The sequence below is a fragment of the Streptomyces sp. NPDC087420 genome (genome assembly GCF_044744165.1).
Lineage (GTDB): Bacteria > Actinomycetota > Actinomycetes > Streptomycetales > Streptomycetaceae > Streptomyces.
The window spans coordinates 102050-121974 of sequence record NZ_JBIUXU010000013.1 but is presented as its reverse complement, the minus strand read 5'-3'; the positions used below and the strand labels follow the sequence as shown (position 1 = coordinate 121974).

Annotated in this window: 14 protein-coding genes; 5 read left to right on the top strand and 9 right to left on the bottom strand. The window is 69.3% G+C overall.

All coding sequences use genetic code 11. The features are described from left to right. Positions 1 to 620: 620 nt before the first annotated feature. Positions 621 to 2966: a hypothetical protein gene (locus ACIO1C_RS26685; RefSeq protein ID WP_401867710.1), complete on the bottom strand. Its 2346-nt coding sequence runs from the start codon at positions 2964 to 2966 to the stop codon at positions 621 to 623. Positions 2967 to 3489: 523 nt separating this feature from the next. Between ACIO1C_RS26685 and ACIO1C_RS26680 the strand changes: the two genes are divergently transcribed. Then, on the top strand, positions 3490 to 6588 hold the full coding sequence (locus ACIO1C_RS26680) for an AfsR/SARP family transcriptional regulator (protein ID WP_401867708.1): 3099 nt from the start codon (positions 3490 to 3492) through the stop codon (positions 6586 to 6588). Positions 6589 to 6975: 387 nt separating this feature from the next. On the opposite strand, the gene ACIO1C_RS26675 is transcribed toward ACIO1C_RS26680, so the two are convergent. The 5 genes from ACIO1C_RS26675 to ACIO1C_RS26655 are packed head-to-tail and all read right to left on the bottom strand — an operon-like array spanning position 6976 to position 12389. Further along, positions 6976 to 8205 carry an MFS transporter gene (locus ACIO1C_RS26675; protein ID WP_401868123.1) on the bottom strand — a complete coding sequence of 410 codons (1230 nt, stop codon included), beginning with the start codon at positions 8203 to 8205 and terminating at the stop codon, positions 6976 to 6978. Between the two features lie 7 nt (positions 8206 to 8212). Then, entirely contained in the window at positions 8213 to 8806 is a 594-nt protein-coding gene (locus ACIO1C_RS26670) for a GNAT family N-acetyltransferase (protein WP_401867705.1), read from the bottom strand. Next, a complete protein-coding gene (locus tag ACIO1C_RS26665; RefSeq protein WP_401867702.1) occupies positions 8807 to 10015 on the bottom strand; it encodes a type III PLP-dependent enzyme in 1209 nt (402 codons plus the stop codon). It lies immediately after the preceding gene. Between the two features lie 8 nt (positions 10016 to 10023). Further along, entirely contained in the window at positions 10024 to 11343 is a 1320-nt protein-coding gene (locus tag ACIO1C_RS26660; protein ID WP_401867700.1) for a DUF6271 family protein, read from the bottom strand. After that, on the bottom strand, positions 11325 to 12389 hold the full coding sequence (locus tag ACIO1C_RS26655; protein WP_401867697.1) for a phytanoyl-CoA dioxygenase family protein: 1065 nt from the start codon (positions 12387 to 12389) through the stop codon (positions 11325 to 11327). Before ACIO1C_RS26655 ends, ACIO1C_RS26660 begins: the two co-directional genes overlap by 19 nt. Positions 12390 to 12896: 507 nt before the next feature. Here ACIO1C_RS26655 and ACIO1C_RS26650 point away from each other — a divergent pair. Further along, the gene (locus ACIO1C_RS26650; protein WP_401867695.1) at positions 12897 to 14405 is read left to right on the top strand and encodes a glycoside hydrolase family 3 protein; all 1509 of its coding nucleotides are present in this window, start codon (positions 12897 to 12899) and stop codon (positions 14403 to 14405) included. A 61-nt stretch (positions 14406 to 14466) separates the two neighbouring features. Here ACIO1C_RS26650 and ACIO1C_RS26645 read toward each other — a convergent pair whose 3' ends face one another. The 3 genes from ACIO1C_RS26645 to ACIO1C_RS26635 form a co-directional block, all read right to left on the bottom strand. Further along, entirely contained in the window at positions 14467 to 14928 is a 462-nt protein-coding gene (locus ACIO1C_RS26645) for a hypothetical protein (RefSeq protein ID WP_401867693.1), read from the bottom strand. 7 nt (positions 14929 to 14935) lie between these two features. Then, positions 14936 to 15832, bottom strand: coding sequence for a heavy metal-binding domain-containing protein (locus tag ACIO1C_RS26640; protein WP_401867691.1), 897 nt, complete (start codon positions 15830 to 15832; stop codon positions 14936 to 14938). Positions 15833 to 15896: 64 nt separating this feature from the next. Continuing rightward, positions 15897 to 16910 carry a heavy metal-binding domain-containing protein gene (locus ACIO1C_RS26635; RefSeq protein ID WP_401867688.1) on the bottom strand — a complete coding sequence of 338 codons (1014 nt, stop codon included), beginning with the start codon at positions 16908 to 16910 and terminating at the stop codon, positions 15897 to 15899. A gap of 256 nt (positions 16911 to 17166) precedes the next feature. On the opposite strand from ACIO1C_RS26635, the gene ACIO1C_RS26630 reads away from it, so the two are divergent. From ACIO1C_RS26630 to ACIO1C_RS26620, 3 genes are all read left to right on the top strand, one after another. Further along, on the top strand, positions 17167 to 17895 hold the full coding sequence (locus ACIO1C_RS26630) for a GntR family transcriptional regulator (protein ID WP_401867686.1): 729 nt from the start codon (positions 17167 to 17169) through the stop codon (positions 17893 to 17895). Between the two features lie 152 nt (positions 17896 to 18047). Next, a complete protein-coding gene (locus ACIO1C_RS26625; RefSeq protein ID WP_401867683.1) occupies positions 18048 to 18557 on the top strand; it encodes a SigE family RNA polymerase sigma factor in 510 nt (169 codons plus the stop codon). Positions 18558 to 18623: 66 nt separating this feature from the next. Then, entirely contained in the window at positions 18624 to 19901 is a 1278-nt protein-coding gene (locus ACIO1C_RS26620) for a hypothetical protein (RefSeq protein WP_401867680.1), read from the top strand. Positions 19902 to 19925: the final 24 nt, after the last annotated feature.

Here is a 19925-nt window from a genome sequence, read left to right as displayed (position 1 = left end):
CCTCGCTTCGAGCGACCTGTGCCTTGCGTGGGACTGGGTGGGGTGTCGGATGCCATGTGGTGGGGGTGGGTTCGCTTCGACGGTGGGTACGACGACACCGTTACGGGTTCCCTCGGCGGGACGTTCTCCGTCGCCGCCTCCGTCGCGTGGAGGTCGGTGACGGGGAGCGGTGTGGTGCGCGTACGGGTCGATGCGGCCGTCCCGTCGGACGGGGGGTCGTTGGAGTTCTCTCGTCAACAGGCTTGTGATGTGCACCTGTTGGTGAACCCGGACGCCCCAGGCGGAGTCGGCCGCGCGGAGTACGCCGATGTGCTCGTCGCGCGGGTGCCGCGTCCGCCGACGGCGGCTCGTACCCGGGCGGAGGAGTTGATCGCGCGGTGGCCGGGCTGCCTCGTCGCCGCCGTACCCGAGTCGGGCGGTGGGTGTGCGCTGGGGGCGCGGGGTGGCGGGAGTGTCGTCCTGCCCGCGTGGCCGGCCGTCGGTCGCTTTCCGGCTCCTCCGTTTGCTGTTGCCTCTGTGGCGCATGCCTGGCTTGTTGCCGGGGGGTCGTTGGGAGACCTGCGGTCCGTCGCCTTTGAGGGAGGCGGGGAGTAGGAACACAGCACCGGCTGCGGCACCGCTCACAGGTGCCGCAGCCGTTCCTCCACGCGCTGCGCGTCCGACGGGTCCTGGCGCCCGTACAGCTCCCGGGCCGCCTCGTAACAGCGACCGGCCTCCTCCCCGTCGCCCCGCTGTTCAGCGGCCTGCCCGAGCCATTCCAGGGAGCGCGCCTGCCAGTGTTCCGACCGGGCGCCCGCCCCGCGGAACATCCCCAGCGCCTCCCGCAGCCGCGCCGTGCCCCCTTCGTGATCGCCGTCGGACGCCAGGACGTGCCCGAGGAGGGCCAGGGCGCGGGCCGCCTCGTAGTGCTCATCCTGCGCGTCGAGTTCGGCGTGTGCGCGTACCAAGTGATTCGCCGCTGTGGAGAGTTCGCCCGCCGCCAGGGCGGTTTCCCCCAAGCGTCTTCGGGAGAGCGCGGCGCCCCGCAGGTATCCGATGGACTCCCTCAGCCCCAGGGCGTTCTCGAAGTACGCGCGTGCCTCGTCCAGTTGTGAGGTCAGCAGGCTGAGGTGGCCGAGACCGTTGAGGGCCTGCGCCTGCTGTCGTACGTCGCCGTCGTACGCGGCGTGCTCCAGTGCCTGCCTGTACCAGTCGGCGGACTCCGCATACCGGCCGGCGGTGCGCAGGCCGATCGCGCCCGAGGTCAGCATGCGTCCCTCGCCCGCTCTGGATCCGCATGCGCGGGCCGCCGCGAGGCCCTCGCGGTGTGCCTCGATCCACATCTCCGTAGGGCGGAGGCGAAGGAACAAAGGCCACATTACGTCCACGAGGTGCCAGCAGGCGGTGTGCCATCCGGCACGGGCACAGTGCCGTACGGCGCCCATCAGACCGTCACGGTGGGTGTCGAGCCAGTCCAGCGCCTCGGCCGGCCCCGCGAGCGGAGTCGGTACGACAGCCGGTGCCACAGCCGGTGTGACGGTCGGTGCGGCGGTCGGTGCGGCGGTCGGTGTGTCACCGGGATCCGGTACTGGCACGCCATCGGGGGCCGGCATCCGGTGGCTGGGCGTGAGGATGCTCTCCGCCGCGCTCGCGGTGGCCAGGCACCAGTCCACGTAGCGGCGCAGTGTGTGCGCGTGCTGCGAAGCGGATTCCTCCGCCGTGCCGAGCCGCCGCGCGTGGGGCCGTACGAGGTCGTGGAAGCGGTAGACAGCCGAGCCCGTCTCCTCCAGGAGATTCGCCTCCAGGAGTGCGTCGAGGGCCAGTTCGACGTCCCCTGTCGTGGTGGTGGTTGTGGTGGTGTCGTCGGCGGCGCTCGCGGTCAGCATGAAGAGGTCGTAGCGGTCCGTGGGCAGGAGCCCCATCCGCCGGTAGAGCGTCGCGCTGTCCTGGGGCAGCAGTTCGTACGAGAGGTCAAGTGCGGTGCGCACCACGGCTTCTCCATCGATACGTAGGGCGTCGAGCGATCCTTGTCCCTGGGACAGACTCGCGGCGAGGGCGGATACGGAACGGTTCGGACGGACGGCGAGTTGGGCCGCCGCCAGACAGACGGCGAGGGGCAGGCAGGCGCACAGGGTGACGACCTCGCGCGCGGCGGCCGGGTCCCGCGCGACACGGCTGCCGCCACCGCCGGCGGCCAGCAGTTCGACGGCCGATTCGGTGGTGAGGGTTCCCAGGCGGTGGAGGGCCGCGCCGTCGGCCAGCAGTCCGGTGAGATGGTTTCTGCTGGTCACCACGGTGAGGCCCGTCGGGGAGCCGAACAGGAGCGGACGCACCTGCGCCGCGGTGAACGCGTTGTCCAGGAAGACGCCGAGCCGCAGTTCCGCGGTCAACGACCGCCAGAGAGCGATCCGTTGGGCGAGGTCCGCCGGTACGGAAGCGGCTCCGAGCGCGTGCAGAAAGCCTTCCAGTACGGCGGTGGGGCGGACCGGCCGTACCGGCCCCCCGGTCTCCCCGCCGGTGGAGTGACCGCCCAGATCGGCGTACAGCTGGCCGTCGGGGAAGCTGTCCGCGTGATCACGCAGCCAGCGGGAGACGAGTGTTGTCTTACCGACGCCCGCGAACCCACTGACCACCAGGAGTGGATGGGTGTGCGGAGGATGCTGCGCGCGGAGGGCGTCCAGGGCTTGTACGTCACTCTCCCGGTCGACCAACTGCCTCCGCAAAGGGGGAAATTGGCGCGGCGCCGGAGGCCGGGGTCTCTCCTGCGGGGCGGAATGGTGAACATGGATGCCGCCGTGGATGTCGCGTGCCTGCACGGCCGGGCCGTGGATGGTGGCGGCCCCGCCGATGGCGTTCGTACGGTCCGCGTTCGCAGGGTCCGAGCCGACCGTGGGCGGTGTGTGGCGCCGGAGCCAGTCGGTCACCGCGGCGTCCGTGCCGGGGTCGTGGGAGGCCAACGCGGCCACCGCCCGGGCCAGTTGTGCCATCGCCGGGGTGACTCCGGGCACGGCTTCCGGCGCCGTTCCCGGCGCCGTTCCCGACACCGTTCCCGGCGCCGTTCCCGACACCGTTCCCGGCGCCGCTCCCGGTGCGTCCGGGGAGCCGGGAGCGGCCGTGGCCGTCTCCACTGCGCGCCACAACTCGGCCACCCCGTGATCCACCCGAGCCGTCGCGCGAAGGACGCGGGCCAATTCCCGCCACGCGAGGGATTCGCGGTCCGTGGCGCATAGGGCCATGGCCGATAACAATGCTTCCGGTTTGCCGGATTGAGGAAATGGCACGTCCGTACCCCCATAGGCACTGCCCGGCTCATGCCAACAGCATATGCACCAGACGTGCTTCGTCAGTGACCGTCGTAGAGTCCTTCCCCTGCCTCGGGTACGGCTGAACAGAATCGTTCGAGGATGAGTCAGTTTCGGACTTAAAGAGGGCCTTGATAGCCACGCGCGAGTACCGCGTGACATCCTCGGATACCCGGCCAGGAGAGGCCGGACCGGCGGAAGGACGCTGGTGGAGTTCGAGATTCGACTTTCAGGATCGGTCGAAGTACGGGCCCTCGGCCGACGCAATGATCTCGGTTCCACCAAGACCCGCCTGGCGCTCGCCGCTCTGGCCTGGGACGCCAGTCGTACGGTGAGTGTGGATACGCTGATCCACCGGATCTGGGACGACAACCCGCCGGCCAAAGCGAGAGAAGCGCTGCACACGCACGTATCGCGTATCCGAAAGGCCTTTCGGATCGCCGGGGGTGACGCGCCCGCGGTCATCAGCCGTACGAACTCGTATGTCATGAACGTCGATCCGGACCGGGTCGACCTGCGGCGCTACACCAGTTATGTCGACCAGGCCCGCTCTCTGAAGGACAGCGACGACGAGAGCGAGGCCATTCGCCTGCTCGACCTGGCGGCGGGCCTCTGGCGCGGCGAGGCCTTGGCCGGGATTTCCGCGTACTGGGCGGCTCACCTGCGTGCCACGGTCGCCGAGAGCAGTCTCACCGCCGCCATGGTCCGGGCCGAAATCCTCATGGGGGCGGGGAAGTTCGCGGAGGCCGTTCCCGTATTGCTGCCCCTGGTCGAAGAGCATCCGGTCGACGAAGCCCTGGTCGAACGACTGGCCCTCGCCCTGTACGGCAGCAGCCGTTCCGCCGAGGCGACCAAGCTGGTGCAGAGGACGCGGCAGCGTGTCGTCCGTGACATCGGCCTCGACGCGGGCCGTCGCCTGCACCGGGTCCATCAGGGAATTCTCTCCGGAACGCCCGCTTCAGCGCTGTTGGGGCAGGCCGGGATCGGCAGGCGCACCCCCTCCCGGACAACAAACCGGGTTCCCGACAACCTGCCGCGTGATGTTCCGTGGGTGGGGCGGCATGACGAACTGCGGCTGCTCACGGCGGCGCTCTCCGAGACGAGCCGTACCTCGGCTCCGGTGGTCACCATCGAGGCCATCGACGGCATGGGGGGCATCGGAAAAACGTCGATGGCGGTGCATCTCGGGCATCAACTGCGGGAGGAATTCCCGGAAGGGCGGATTTATCTTCATTTGCACGGCCACGCCTCCGACCGGGAGCCGCTGACGGCCGTCCGCGCGCTCACGGAACTGCTGCGCCTGCTCGACACCCCGCCGGGGGAACTGCCCAAGGATCTGGACGGGTTGGTCTCGCTCTGGCGCACCACGGTGCGGGACCGCCGCATGCTGGTGATCCTGGACGACGCCGCAGGGGCCGCCCAGGTCCGGCCCCTGCTTCCGGGGGCGTCTCCGACGGCCGTCATCGTGACCAGCCGGCAGCGGCTTCCCGGCCTGCCGGGTGTACGGCCCGTCTCCCTCGACGTGCTGCCCCGTGAGGACGCCGTCGCGCTCTTCGCACAGCGGCTCGGTGGCCGGCGTACCGTTTTGGCGTCCGACGCGGCGGAGATCGTCCGCATCTGTGGATATCTGCCGCTGGCCGTCGAACTCGTCGCCAGCCGTCTGCTCTCCAGGCCCTCGTGGACGACGTCCGACCTGCTCAAGCAGTTGACGAGCGGGATGGAGCATCTCTCCGAAATGCGCGACGGCGAGAGAACGTTGTCCCATGTTTTCGGATTGTCGTACCGCGCACTCACGCCTGTGCAACAGCTTGTCTTCCGGCATGTGGGACTGCACTTCGGCGTGCGGTTCGGGGCACATGCGGTGGCGGCCCTGGCCGGCCTCTCCTTCGAGGAGACCGAACGTGCGCTGGAGGAACTCCAGGCCCACCACCTGATTTCCGAGCCGTCACCGCATCGGTTCGCGGTCCACGATCTTCTGCGCGAATACGCGCGTACGTTGATCGACAATACTGGCGATTCCGCTCCTGGTTCTGGCGGCGAAGTCCAAGGGGCCTCGGAGCAGGCACTTCGGCGTCTTGTCGATCACTACGTACGGGTCGCCGACCGGGCGGACCGGTTGGCCTATCCGTTCCGCTGCCGGATCGTTGTCGATGCCGACGGTGGCGGTCAGTTTGTAGCGCGGGAGCCGGAGATCGTCGACGCGCAGGCGGCCGAGCAGTGGTTGATCACCGAGGGCGCCAATCTGCTGAGGGCGCTGGACTGGACGCGCCGGTACGGCTCCGAGGCCGAACTGGCGCTGCATACGCACGTGTTGGCGGGGTTCTTGGATCTGGAGGGCCATCTGGAGGTGGCCGAACCCCTTCTGCGTCGCGCCGTCGCCCACTGGCGTGCCGTCGGGGACAACAGCGCGCGGGCGCGGGCTCTGCTGGACCTGAGTGCGGTGTGTGCGCACAGCGGTCAGTACGACGAGGGGGACTCGACGGCACGTGAGGCCCTCAGTATCGCGCGGTCGTTGAAGGATGAAGATCTGGAAAGTGAATCAGCGCACCAGGTTTCGATTCTTCTGTGGCACACCGGGCAGTACGCATTGGCTCAGCCGCTCCTGGAACGCTCTCTTGATTTGCGACTGCGATCAAACGATCGATTACAGGTGGCGCGCAGCCTGAATTTACTCGGCATCACTCATCTTCAGCTTGGGCAGAATGAGATCGCGCTCGAATATTTTCTGCGGGCTATCGCCGGTTTTACGGGTACTGATGACCGAGGTCGATATCGCACCTTGAACAATCTGGGGGAATTGCAGCAGCGGATGGGAAATCTGGAAGCCGCGGAGCGGTCGTACCGAGAAGCGATCGACGTCGCGGGGACCCTGGGGAGCAAGGGTGACCGCGCGACGCTCTGGATGAACCTCGCGAGCGTGTTGACCCCGCTCCGGAAGACGGACGAAGCGCTCGGTCTCTACGCTCGTGTCCTGCCAGTGCTGCGGGGGGTGGGAGACCTTCGGGGGGAGGGCATCGCTCTGGCCGGGATCGGCAGGGCGTACCGGACGGCTGGTCGCAGTGAGCCGGCGTTGGCCCAGTTCATCGCCTCGCTGGCGGTGCTGAGGCGGATCGGGGCCACTGGGGAGGTGGCCGAAGTGCTGTTCGATCTGGCCCAGGCCCAGCTGGATACGGGGCGGCTGGAGCAGGCCGAGGCGCACTTGGAGGAGACCCTCGCGATCTGCCGGCACACGGGCGCTCGCGGTGAGGAGGAGCGGGCCTTGGAGGCGCTGTCGTCGCTGCGGCGGGCGAGGGGTTTCGCGGGGTAGTCGCCGACGCCCGGCGTCCGCGTGACCGGGGGTGTTCTGAGGGTGATGAACATTCCGCCGAGGGGGCCGACGGGCAGGGGTGCGCGTGTTCGGGCAGTCACCCGAAGGGGCTAGGCTGATCTTCGAGCGTTGTTGACGATCCGCACCGCTTTCGCGGACTTCGCCACGCCCTCACACCTGCCCGGAAAAGCTTTAGGAATCAAGGAAAAGCGCCTGTGACACTTGGCGAAAGTAAAGTCGCGCGTTCTCGCACGCCCAGGACGGTCCGTTGGGCAATAGCTTCCGTCTTGGGGATGACTCTGGTGTGCATGCCGTACGTCGTGTGGCACACCGCGCCGACGTCGGACACCATCACATCTGCGTAGGGTCCGACGTCGGCGGGAAGCGTCAGGCGGCCAAGGGATCGTCCAGTGGGTCCGCGTCCGCCACCTGGTGTGGTGTGGGCCAGCTGATCTGCGTGCTGCACAGCGACACGACGATCGCCGACGCCGCCACCGCGCCCATGCCCCACACCAGGCCGCTCCCGTTCGCGATGAAGCCGATCACCGGGGGGCCCGCCAGGAGGCCCACCGTACCCATCGTGGCCACCAGGGTCAGCGCGTCCGAGCCCTGCGACGCCGCCGCCACGTACACACAGGGCGTCACGGCCGCGATGCCCAGGCCGACGCAGGCGAAGCCGATGAGGGCCGGGACCACGCCACCGGTGAGGAGGGCGAGGGCCAGGCCCACGCCGGCCAGGGCGCTGCCGGTACGGACGATGCGGGCGTCGCCCCAGCGGCTGCGCCAGCCGTCGGCGAAGAGGCGGGCCAGCACCATCATTCCGGAGACGACGGCGATGCCCAGGGGCGCGAGTTGCGCCGACGCCTTGGCGACGTCCTTGAGGTAGATGGCCGACCAGTCGTTCATGGCGCCCTCGGTGACCGTGCCGAACGCCATCGCGGCGCCCATCCACAGCGTCATCGCGGCCGGCAAGGTCCACTTGGCGCGGGTCTTCTTCTCCGGTGCGTCCGCTGTCTCCGCCGTGTCCGCCTTCTCCTCCGCCGGCCGCTCCTGCGCCAGCAGCCCCGGCCGCGCGTACCCCGCCAGCAGCAGGAGCAGGACGGCCGCCACCCCGAAGTGCACGATCACGGTGGACGTCACGGTGTTCATGCCCGACGCCAGCAGCGCGGCGGCCAGCGAGCCGCCGCTGAACGTCGCGTGCAGCTTGGACATGGCGTTGCGCTCGTACTTCACCTCCAGCTCCGCGCCCTGCGCGTTCATGGCGACGTTGAGACACGCCACCAGAGCGCCGTCGACCGCCATGATCAGCAGGGCGACGGGGTAGTTCGGCGCTTCGGCCAGGACGAGGAGCAGCAGGGCCAGGCCGAGCGCCGACACCAGGGCGAGGCGCCGGGAGCCCAACCGCCGCATGAGGACGGCCACCAGGGGGAACGACGCCGCCGCGCCGATGCCGGTGGCCATCAGCAGCAGGCCGACCTCCGCCGCGGTCAGGTCGAGGTGGGTCTTGATCGCGGGGAGCCGCGCGGCCCAGGTGGCGTACTGGAACCCCAGCGAGCTGAACAGCGCGGCGATCGCCCACTGTGCCCGGCGGAAGGGATCGTCGTGAACACGGAACATGGTGTGATCAGCCCACTTCTTCTTGTGCCGCTGGTACGGCTTGTACTGCTGGTACGGCTTGTGCTGCTGGTACGGCCAGGGCTGGTACGGCAACCGCTGGTACGGCCCTGGACATGTAGACCGCGCCCGGTCCGTAGCTCTCCGTGGGAGCGACCCCGTGGCGGGCGGTGAATCCGTTCGCCGCCCAGAAGGTGTCGCTGCCGTTGACGGCGATCAGGGAGATCTGCTCGTACCCCTCCGCCCGGGCCGTGGCGAGGAGGTGGTGCAGGAGGGTCTTCGCGAGCCCCCTGCCGCGAAGACCCTCGTCGATCACGAGATCGTGCAGATGCAGGTTCGGGTGAGGTACGCGTACCGCAACCGTCTCCTCCGCCCGCGTCAGGTCCGGGTACCCGTGCTCCGGGTACGGCAGCGCCAACACGTAGCCCGCCAGCTGCTGTTCGGCGTCGATGACGAAGCAGGTGCCCGGCGACGCGCGCACCCTGGACTCCAGGGCGCTCCGCTCCTCGGACAGCCCGAGAGCGGCGTACGCACCGGACTCCAGCGCGACGATCCCGCCCCAATCACCCTCGGAGACCGGTCGTATGCGCACGTCGTGGTTCATCTAGCCCCTCCCTCCCCCGCTCGCTCCCGCCAGGTGGCGGTCGCCGCGTATGCACGTGTAGGGAAGCGGACTGAAGCCGTTGAACCCCTGCGTCATGTAACTGATGGCGTACGCACCGCTGGAGAGCACCCAGACCGGATCGCCGGACGCGACCGTCCCGGGCACGAGGACCAGCCCGTGCTCACGTGAGTAGGCGTCGTCGCTGTCGCAGGTGGGCCCCGCGACCACGGCCGGTACGTGAACGGCGTCACGGTGCGTCGGGAAGGTGAGCCGGTACTGCAACTCGTCCATCTCATAAAGGCCGTTGAACTTCCCGCAGCTCAGATACAGCCAGTGCTCGTGTTCACCGCCCGGCGTCTGCCGCGTGGACAGCCGGGAGACGTGCGCCCGGATGGCCCCGTGGTCGGCGACGAGATACCGCCCCGGCTCCACGATGAACCCGAGGTCGTGCCCGGGCACTTCGCGGCAGCGCCGCATGCCCTCGCGGATGACGGCGAAGATCTTGTCCAGCGGCGGGTCGAGCCGCTCGCCCCGCTTGTTGAGGTAGCCGAGCGCCGGCAGACCCCCGCCCAGGTTGACGTGATCCAGGGAGATGCCTCGCCCGTGCAGGACTTCGAGCACATCGACCAGCTTGTCGAAGGCGCTGCGCCAGGCTTCCGCGGTCATCTGCTGCGAACCGACGTGCACGGACAGGCCGGACGGGGTCAGGCCCGTTTCCCTGGCCCTTTCCAGTACGAGCACCGCGTCGGCGGCCGAGCAGCCGAACTTGTTGGTGAGGCCCCAGAGCGCGCCCTGCCCGTCGGTCGCCAGCCGGCAGAACACGCGGGAGCCGGGGGCGTTTTCCGCGATCGCCGTGACGTCTTCCAGGCTGTCGGTCGCGAAGTCCCTGATGCCGAGACGGTGTGCGTCGAGGATGTTCCGGTCGGACTTGATGGTGTTGCCGTAATGAATGCGTTCGAGCGGCACACCCGAACTGATCGCCTGCGCGATCTCGTTCGGGTTCGCCGCGTCGACTCCCGCTCCTCTTTCCGCGAGGCAGGAGATCACCTCGTCCACGGGGCAGGCTTTCATGGCGAAGCGGACAGCGGCTTCGGGGAGTTCGCGGGTGAGGACGTCGTAACTCGCCTCGATTCCCGCGAGGTCGAAGATGATCCGGTCATCGGTGGCGGCGGCCAGGGCGGTGAGCATGGATATGTTCTCGTGCGTCATCGACAGGTTCAGCCAGACTGCCGTTCGAGCCGGTAAAGGCTCGTGGCTCGGCTCGCGTGCGTCAGCGGGGCCCATGCCTCGATCAGCAGCGCGAAATCATTGATGTCTTGTCGGGCCTCGTCCAGAAGCCGCTCGCGGCCCGCGAGAAGGACGTCCGCGAACTCGGCGTATCTGCCGCCCAGTTTCCGGTAGGACCGGTCGAGGGTGTCCAGCCGCTGTACGTTTTCCGTACGGTCCAGCTCGGCGCTTTCCCTGACGAATTCGGCGATCGCGGGGACACGTACCCGGTGCTGTTCGTCCAGCAGTGTCTCGCCGGCCGCCGCCATTCTGGCGTAGATGAAATTGAAGTAGAGCATGGACAGGAAGAACTTCGCGAACCTCGTCTGGTACGAGAGGAATCCGGCGTCGGTGCGCCGCTCGCCCGTGTAGTAGTTCACGATGTTGCGGTTGTGCAGCACGCCGGGCAGCGTGGAATCGTGGACCAGGTGCAGCAGGAAGTAGTCGCTGCCGATGGTGTCGGTCGCGGGCGGCAGCGGCACCGATTCGTGCACCTGGTGGAACGCGATGTTGCACATGTCGACGTGCATGGGGTCGACCACGGTCAGCGTCGCGTGGTCCCGGGTGAAGGCCTCGGTGCCGGCTCCACGGAAGGACTCGTCGGCGAGCTTCTTCTTCTCCTCGGCCGACCACTGGCCGGGCGCCCACAGGCTGACCACGTCGTAGTAGACGTCCCGGTCGAGCCGGTACATCTCATCGATGTCGACGGACATCTCACCCACGAACGAACTGCCCACCATCGTCACCGGCTTGTCCGCGTGCCGGGGATCGAGCGTGGTCTCGTCCACGCCGTCGGCCGCGTCGGCCGCGCGCTTTCCGAGCGACATGAGTTCGTGGTGGACGGGAAAGACCGGCACCCCGTCCACGGCCTGGTATCGGCTGTCCGAATCCCGGCGGTGGACGGATTCGCAGCCGAGAGCGGCGGCGATGAGGAACGCGCGATTGGTGCACGCGCCGTACGAAAGACCGGCGGGCAGCATGAGGTCGAGGAGCAGCTCGGGCTTGGCGGTGCCGGCGCGGTTGATGACCCGCCGGAGAAACTCCCGCTGTTCCGCCTCGTCCAGGTGATGGCTGATCACCCGCGGTACGGCGGGGGTCTCGCGTACGACCCGGGCGTGTTCGGCGAACGTGGCCGCGTCGGAGGAGTCGAGGATCAGCAGGTGGACCTCGACGTCGAACTGCCCCGCCGCGTAAGCCGCTTCTTCCGCGATGGCCGAAATCGTCTCGGCGCAGGCTCTGTTGGTCGGAAGGGTCAGACAGATTCTGCGCATGGCCGGTCCCCGCTCGACTGTTCGCGGTCCTGCTTGCCCCAGGATTCAAGACCCAGCAGTTTGGCACCCAGGTCGGTCAGCTCGGCGGCTCCGTACCGGAGGGATTCGTGCTTGGTGGCGTCGCCGACCAGCGTCTTGTTCCACTCCGGTGTACGGAGATGGCGCCAGGAGTCGACGCGCGAACGGCGCAGTTCCTCGTGCGATTCCAGGGCGGGCATCATCGTCAGGTACTGGACCGCCCGGACCCCGTTCTCCGAGGTGTTGGGGGCCACTCCATGGGCCAGCAGACCATTCCAGATCAGCAGGTCCCCGGCCTCCAGTTCGGGCCGGATCACGGGCAGTTCGGTTCGGTCGACGGCGGGCCTGATCGGGTCGCGGTCCGCGGGCTGGGCCACCCGCCACGGGTCGAACTGCCGGAACAGCTCGGGGTTGCACTGGAAGCCGCCGTGGTCCGGCCTGGTGTCGTTGAGCGCGATGATGCCCTGCACCCGCTGCGGCAGTACGCCGAGCGTGGTGTCGACGTCCCAGTGGAGGTCGATGTCGAACCCGCGCTCCGTGGGGGCGATGTACGCGCGGTCGCGGTTCTTGACGTTGGGCGGGTTGAGGTTGAGCCGGTCCAGGCTCACCCACAGCTCTTCGCAGTCCCACACGTCGGCGAACGCGTCGTATACGCGCTGTGTCTGGCGGCTGTCCCACATGAGCTGGTGGTGGTACGCCTCGACAAAGCCGTAGATGTGCAGTTCCCGGTCGAGGTCCGAGCGGAACTCCCGTTCCTCGTACCACGTGTCGGGCCGGCCCGGATCAAGTCCCTGGAAGTCCCAGGCGAAATCGAGCAGGCGTTTCGCCGAAGCGGCCGGGATCGCTTCCTTGACGACGATGTAGCCGTACGTCTGCCAGAAGGTGAAGTCCTCCTCGGACAGCACGCGGAGCTTCTGTGTTTTCCGGAGATCCCGCAACTGCGTCTGCGCGAGATAGGTTTCGCCGTCCGAACTGAAATACGGGACGTCCGAAGGCGCTCGATAGAGATAGTTGTCAGGCTCCGACATACAGTCGCTCCAATGCTCGAATTTCCTTGAGCGGATCGCTCCCGGGCCGAACCCGCGGCGGGACACATCGTCGGTCAGTTGTCGCTGTCAGTACGGGAGTTGATACGCACAGCGGTGAGTACCGGCGCACGGTCCCGTCAGAGGTGGTCCGCCTCACAAGCCCCTTGCGTCCCCTCGCGTCCCCTGGCGAACTCGCGCCACACAAATTGGACTAGACCAGCGGCTCCGTGTCAACTGTAGAAATGGGCAAGGATTCCGGGTGCGCTAACAAGGTGATGAGATTCCGGTTTGACGGTCACGGATAGTGCCGATGAGGTTACGAGAATGGTCTCGTTATTCGGTGGTCACGGTTGGTGTCGGTGGGGTGACGAGAACGGGCGTACGGGCGGCGTGAGTTCGGTGGCCGGGGCCGAGGGGGTGTCTTGACACTGCCGATTGAGCTAGGCGAATATCCGTTGGTCTGTACCAAGGGGCCGGGTCATCCGGCACTACCGGAAGGCCCAGCCGATGTCCTCCAGCAAGCACAGCAAAGAGCTGCGGCGACTCGCGCTCTCCGTCCTCCAGCCGGGCTTCGTGGGTACCGAAGCGCCGGACTGGGTCCTGCGCGACATCCGTGACGGTCTGGCGTCCGTCGTGCTCTTCGCCCGCAACATCGTGTCGCCCGAACAGGTCGCCAGGCTGACGGCCCAACTCCGCGCCGAGAACCCCTCGTTGATCATCGCCATCGACGAGGAGGCGGGGGACGTCACCCGCATCGAGTCCTCGACCGGCTCCACCCGGCCCGGCAACTTCGCCCTCGGCGCCGTGGACGACCCCGAGCTGACCGCCTCCGTCGCGCGCGACCTGGGCCGCCAGCTGCACGCGGCCGGCGTGAGCCTCAACTACGCGCCCAGCGTGGACGTCAACTCCAACCCCGACAACCCGATCATCGGCGTCAGGTCCTTCGGCGTCGACGCCGGACTGGTCTCCCGGCACGCCGCCGCGTGGATCCAGGGCCTCCAGTCGGGCGGTGTCGCCGCCTGCGCCAAGCACTTCCCGGGCCACGGGGACGTCGCCGTCGACTCCCACCACGGCCTGCCCACCTACGACGCGGACCTGGACGAGATCGCCGCGCAGGCACTGCCCCCGTTCCGGGCCGCTCTGGAGGCGGGGGTACGCGCGGTCATGAGCGCCCATCTCCTCGTACCGGCGTACGACCCCGACCTGCCGGCCACCCTCAGCAGCCGCGTCCTCAACGGCCTGCTCCGCAAGGAACTCGGGTTCGACGGACTGATCGTCACCGACGCCATCGAGATGGGCGCGGTGACGAACCGTTACGGGATCGAGGGCGCCACGGTCATGGCCGTCGCGGCCGGGGCCGACGCCATCTGCGTCGGCGGGGAGAATGCCGAGGAGTCCACCGTCGGCCTCCTCGCCGACGCTCTCGTCCGCGCGGTGACCTCCGGGGACCTCGCCGAGGACCGCCTGGCGGAGGCGTCCGGCCGGGTCGCCGAACTGGCCGACTGGTCCACACGCCTGGGCCAGGGGGTCCCGGTCAACCCCGTCAGCGGCGACATCGGCTTCATCGCCGCCCGGCGCGCGATCCGTACGAGCGGTTCGACACAGGGCGTTCTCCCGCTGACCGCCGCACCCCACGTGGTGGAGCTGGTGCCCTCCAACAACCTGGCCATCGGCAAGGAGACGCCGTGGGGCGTCGCCGTTCCGCTGCGCGAGCGGCTGCCCGGAACCACCTTCGTACGGGTGCATCACGACCAGCTGGAGGCCGACTCCACGGTCCTGGAGAAGCACGCGCTGGCACCCGCGTCGGGCCGCCCGATCGTCGTGGTCGTACGGGACGCCTCCCGGAACAAGTGGATCGGACGCGCCCTCGCCGACCTCACCGCGGCGCGCCCCGACGCGATCGTGGTGGAAATGGGCCTGCCCGGCTCCACCGCCCCCGGCGCGGTCCAGATCTTCACCCACGGCGCCACGGCGGCCTCGGGAGTCGCGGCGGCGGAGATCCTGGTCGGCGCCTGACGTACCGTCACCGGCTCGTCACCAGAACGTCGTTGCTGCGATGCCGGGGCCCCGGGCGCGGTCAGCCCTCCAGGATCAGTTTCTCCAGGGCCGCGCGGGCCTCGGCGTCGGAGCGGGAGCGGGCGGCCATGGCCGCGGCCAGGCGGCGGGTCCATTCGTCCAGGGCGACCGGGGTGCGGGACAGGACCACGCCGCGGACCACTTTGGCGACCTCCGCCACCGGGTGGCCGTGGGTCAGGGTGAGGGTGAGGCGCTCGTCCTCCAGGGCGATCTCCACACGTTCCACCCGGCCCTCGCGGCCGGCGAGGCGGTCCGACAGCGTGCGTCTGCGGTCCAGGGTGACGGAGCCGGGCGGGAGCGCCGCCGCCAGGGAGCCGCTCAGGACCTGGCCGTAGATCTCCAGGTCCGCCGCGTCCCTGCGCAGCGCCGCCGCCAGCGTGTCGACCGACTCGGCCGGGGCGGCGGCGGGGAGGCGGGGGCCGGGCTCGTCGGGCTCGTCGTTCTTGGGGGGCTCGCTCTCCATCGCGGTGTCACCCGTCCAGGCTCAGCACCATCGTCGGACGTTCGATCTCGTGGTCGGAGCGCAGCGGCCGTACCGCCGTACCGATCGAGAAGAACTCCGTGGTGTGCCCGCCCCAGCGGTGGTTATGCGCGTTCAGCTGGACGCCGACCACACCCTCCGCGTCCAGCTCCTCCGCCTCCGCCTGCATCCGGGCCATCGCCAGTTCACGGGCGTCGTAGAGGGCCTGGGTGAACTTCTCGATCTCCACGTTCTTGCCGAAGTTGGAGAACGTCGACCCCATCCGCTGATGGGCGATGTGGTAGACGCACGTGCCCATGACCATGCCGAGCGGTGCGTAGCCCGCGCGGATCAGTGTCCAGAAGTCCTGGCCCGAGAGGTCCGAAGTGAAGGGCTGGCCCTTGTTGTTGCGCCAGGCCGTGCCGCCCGGCGCCGGGTGGTCGGACTTCACCGCCGTACCGATGGCGATGAACTCGGCGATGTCGTTGCCGAACTCCCGCGCCTCGACACTCAGTCGGACCCCGACGATGCCGTCCGCGCCCAGCTGCGCGGCCTCGGCCTCCATCCGGGTCATCGCCAACTCACGTGCGTGGTACATCGCCTGACTGAGGGTCTCCAGCTCCTGGTTCTTGTTCCACCGGCCGAGCTGGATGCCCACGTGGTAGATCGAGCTGCCGAGCACCAGGCCGATGGGGCGGAAGCCCACCTCCCGTACGAGCAGGAACTCGTTCACCGAGAGGTCGCTGGTGAAGATCGAACCGGCCTTCCCTGGCTCCAGGGCCGCCAGCCTGCGCATGGCGTCGACCGGGACACCCTGGTCGCTGGGGCCGGTGCCGGGGTTCCGCGTCTCGTCCTCAGCGCCGCCGGTGCCGGGGTTCGTACCCTCGTCCGCGTTGTCACCGCTCACGTCTCCACCTCTTCTTCCGGGCTGCTCGCGCCGTGCCCCTGACCGTCCGGTTCCGTTGTCGCTGTCATCCCTGGTCGCCCAGCTCCTCCAGTTCCTCACCGAGCCTGCGCCGCTCGACCGGATCCCCGTACGGACTGGCCTCCATCGCCGCGAGCCGGCGCCGCAGCCGCTCGCCCCGCCGGCCCAGCGGCATCACGGCGAGCGTCGGCGGCCGTTCCGCCCGCGCCTCGAAACGGGCGATGGTCGTGGCCACCATCGTCGACTCGGCCACGTGGTCCTCCGCCTCGGTGCCGTACCGGGACGCCCGTACGCACGACTCTCGCCAGATCCGCAGGTCACCGCTTGCGAGGATGACTCCGTCGCCACCGGCGTGGGTCCCTTGCAGCTCCAGCTGGTGCCGGGCGTCGGCCCGTACATCCCCGACCAGCTCGCTCCAGGCGCCGACCTCGGTGTTGTTCCAGGAGAACGCCTGCGAGCGGGTGCCGAAGTCGTCGTGGCGGACGCCGATCGACATGCCGACCAGCAGTTCCACCGGCACCCAGCCGGCCGCGACGAGCTTGGCGAAGCCCTGGCCGTCCAGGTGGCAGGTGAAGGGGCGCGGCGCGCGCACGTCACCCCGGGCCCGGACCGCCGTACCGATCACCTTGAACTCCAGGCAGTTCGGCTGCGACGGAAAGGGGGCCATGGTGAATTCCGCCGCCACCACCCCGTCGCCACCGAGGGCCGTGCACTCCGCCGCCAGCCTGCTGAGAGCGGTACGGCGCGCCTCGTCGAACACGTGGACGAGCCCGGCCGCCGGTGCGCCGTCCCCGGACAGGGCCACCTGGCCGGGCGCCGTCGACATCGTGTATCCCGCACCGAGGTAGAGGCAGTCGTAGTAGCCCCAGAACCGGCCGTTCCGTCCCACCTGGTAGACCGTCGATCCCATCGCCTGGCCGACCGGCTCGAAGCCCACCGAGCGGATCGCCGCGAAGGCGCTCGTGGAGAGGGCGGACGACCACGTTCCGCTTCGTTGGGCCTCGGTGATGCGCAGCTCGGCGGCCGGAGGCAGGCCCGCGCCGCTCCATGGGACCGTCATCCGCCCACCACCTGTCGCCGTCTGTCCCTTTTGTGCCTCTATTCACCCTAATCGAGTCGGGCGGTGAGGCTTGTGGAGTACGGGTACGCCGCCGCCGCTCCCGCGCCGAAAGCGGACATTTCCTATAGGTTTCGAGAGGTTCGGCGACGAGGTGAACACGGCGGCAAGGGGGAAGGACCGGGCCGGTCCGGCCGACAGCTCTATAGGATATGAAGGACAACCGCGTCACGAGCGCACAGCCAGCAGAGGAGGCCGGATGGTGCCCGACCCCCTGCCCGACCCCCCGGCCGGCGGCAGGCCCGCGGAGCCGGAGCCGCCGCGCCAGGTGCTGGCCGACAGCGTGTACGAGGCCATCAAGGCGATGGTCATGGACCACGAGATCGAGCCGGGCGCGCGTGTCGGCATCGAGGCGCTCGCCCGTACGCTCGAAGTCTCGCCGACCCCGGTACGGGAGGCGCTGGCCCGGCTGGAGTCCGACGGCCTGGTCACCAAGCGCTCGCTCGCCGGGTACCGCGCCACCGAGCTGCTGACCCCGCAGGGCCTCGAAGAACTCTTCGAGATGCGTCTGCTGCTGGAGCCGCGGGCGGCGGCGCTGGCCGCCGAGAACGCGAACGAGGAGCAGCTCGACCGTATCGAGAGCCTGGTGGAGGAGATGCGGGGGCGCCCGGGATCGGGCGAACGGTACGTCGTGTACCGCGAGTTCGCCGCCGTCGACCAGCGCTTCCACGACACGGTCGCCCAGGCCGCCGCCCGCCCGCTGCTCGCCGACGCGGTGGGCCGGCTCCACTCCCACCTGCACATCTTCCGGCTGACGAGCATCCCGGGCGCGGGGCCCCTGACGCTCGCCGAACACGACCGGATCCTGCGCGCCGTCCTGCGCCGCAACCCGGAGCGCGCGGCGGAGGCGATGACGGACCACCTGCTGCGCAGCCGCGAACGACAGCGCGACCGCCACCGCCCGGACGGCGGCCCGGTTCGCTCGTAACCGCCGTCGCCCCGTTCTCGCCACATCCCTGTGAAACATTTCCGCCCTGTCGTCGCGTCAGAGAGAGGTAAGGGCGGGATGCCGGGGCAGTCCAGGTGAACGGGGAAACCATGGGCCTCATGGGAATGAGGGGGCGTCGGAGCGGTGAGGGCGTGCGCACGTCCCGTGCGGACGATTTCAAACAGTTCGCGGCCGGCCGTACGAACCACCTCTTCCGCTCCGCGTGCCTGCTGACCAGCGGGGACACGCATCTCGCCGAGGACCTGGTGCAGGAGACACTCGGCCGGATGTACGCGCTGTGGGGGCGCGTCGCCCGGATCGACAACCCGGCGGGGTACGCCCAGACCGTCCTGGTCCGTACGTTCCTCACCCACCGGCGGCGGCGCTCGGCCACCGAACAGCCCGTCGGGGAGATCCCCGAGACGGTGCCCCACTCGGGCGACGACCCCGCGCTGCGCGTGGCGCTCCTCGCCGCGCTCGGCCAACTGCCCCCGAAGGACAGGGTGGTGGTGGTGCTGCGGTACTGGGAGGACCGCAGCATCGAGGAGACGGCCCAGGCGATGAATTGCAGCTCGGCGGCCGTACGGACCAGATCCGTACGGGCGTTGGCCAAGCTGCGTGAGCAACTGGGCGGCGTGTTCGCCGAGTTCGCCGACCACTGATCCTGGCGGAACTCCTGTTCAGAACTGTCCTGTCCCGTGAATCATGAGTAAGGAGTGGGATCAACCATGCCCTTTGAAGAGCCATCCGAGGACAAGATCGGTCACGCGCTGCGTGCCACGGGCGACGCATTCGAGCCCGCCGACTGGTCCGGCCTGGTCGACGGCGGACTGGCGCGCGGGCGCCGCAAGGTGGCCCGCCGGCGTTCGGCCGCCGTGACCGGCGGCGTGTTGGCGCTGGCCGTGGTCGGCGTCGGCGGGGCGTACGGGGGCGGGCTGCTGGGAGGTACGGAGAGCGGCGGTACGTCCCTCGCCGTGCCGGCCCTGTCCGCCACCGAGGCAGGGGTCTCCGGCGCCGAGCTGACCAAGATCCTGACCGGTCTGCTTCCCGGGGGAACGCTGAGCGAGGTGAGCGCCCGGGGGCCCGGGGACTCGCCCAGCGCCGTCGTGTCCGGGGTCTTCGACGACGGCAAGGGCCCGGCCGCGATCTCCGTCGTCCTCACCCACCTGGGCGGCAAGCCCGGGATCCCGGAGACGCAGTGCCCGGATCAGGTGTTCGTACCGTACGAGTCCTGCTCCCGCAGCAGGCTCCCCGACGGTTCGGCGCTCCGGATCTTCCAGGGGTTCGAGGGCCCGGACCTGAAGGAGGGCGTCAAGCGGTGGCAGGCGACGTGGATGAACGGCGGGTTCCTGGTCGACGTCACCGAGTACAACGCCCCGGCCGAGAAGGGCGCCCAGGTCTCCCGGCCCGAACCTCCCCTCGGAGCGGCGGAGTTGCGGGCCCTGGTGACGTCGAAGGAATGGAGCGGGCCACTGCGCGCGCTGCCCGCGGCCCCGCCCGGGAAGGACGCCAACCGGACGGCCGGCCCCTCCGAGTCCTCGACAGCGGGGGCAGGCAAGGGCACGGGCGGGTCCGCCGTCACCGTACCGGGGTCGGTCCGTGAGACGTTCCTGTCCCTGCTCCCCAAGAGGGTGAAGGTGCTGGAACAGGGCGGCCAGGAGGACGAGTACGCGTACGCCGTCGTGGACGACGGCAAGGGAGCCGGGTTCGTCCAGATCAACGTGCAGCCCGACATGCTCGATGTCGCGGACGATCTATACGGCGAGGGCGCGACGACCCTGCCGGACGGCACGCTCCTGAAGACGACCAAGGAGCCCAGCGAGAAGGGCGGCAAGGGCGCGGTCATGTGGACCGCCGACACCATGCGCCCCGACGGGCTCCGTGTGGTGGTCTCCGCGCTCAACGCCGGCGGGTTCCACGCCGACGCGACCCGCAAGGCGCCCGTGCTCTCGATCGCCCAGCTCACCGCGCTCGCCACCAGCGAGAAGTGGCTGACGGCACGCTAGGAACATCTGCCGGGGGACCAGCAC

Excerpts from the sequence above, each read along its gene's own strand:
- ACIO1C_RS26650 (WP_401867695.1), top strand. The coding sequence starts at position 12,897 with ATGTCCTCCAGCAAGCACAGCAAAGAGCTGCGGCGACTCGCGCTCTCC.
- ACIO1C_RS26630 (WP_401867686.1), top strand. The coding sequence starts at position 17,167 with ATGGTGCCCGACCCCCTGCCCGACCCCCCGGCCGGCGGCAGGCCCGCG.
- ACIO1C_RS26670 (WP_401867705.1), bottom strand. The coding sequence starts at position 8,806 with ATGAACCACGACGTGCGCATACGACCGGTCTCCGAGGGTGATTGGGGC.
- ACIO1C_RS26635 (WP_401867688.1), bottom strand. The coding sequence starts at position 16,910 with ATGACGGTCCCATGGAGCGGCGCGGGCCTGCCTCCGGCCGCCGAGCTG.
- ACIO1C_RS26675 (WP_401868123.1), bottom strand. The coding sequence starts at position 8,205 with ATGTTCCGTGTTCACGACGATCCCTTCCGCCGGGCACAGTGGGCGATC.
- ACIO1C_RS26645 (WP_401867693.1), bottom strand. The coding sequence starts at position 14,928 with ATGGAGAGCGAGCCCCCCAAGAACGACGAGCCCGACGAGCCCGGCCCC.
- ACIO1C_RS26660 (WP_401867700.1), bottom strand. The coding sequence starts at position 11,343 with ATGCGCAGAATCTGTCTGACCCTTCCGACCAACAGAGCCTGCGCCGAG.
- ACIO1C_RS26665 (WP_401867702.1), bottom strand. The coding sequence starts at position 10,015 with ATGACGCACGAGAACATATCCATGCTCACCGCCCTGGCCGCCGCCACC.
- ACIO1C_RS26685 (WP_401867710.1), bottom strand. The coding sequence starts at position 2,966 with ATGGCACAACTGGCCCGGGCGGTGGCCGCGTTGGCCTCCCACGACCCC.
- ACIO1C_RS26655 (WP_401867697.1), bottom strand. The coding sequence starts at position 12,389 with ATGTCGGAGCCTGACAACTATCTCTATCGAGCGCCTTCGGACGTCCCG.
- ACIO1C_RS26620 (WP_401867680.1), top strand. The coding sequence starts at position 18,624 with ATGCCCTTTGAAGAGCCATCCGAGGACAAGATCGGTCACGCGCTGCGT.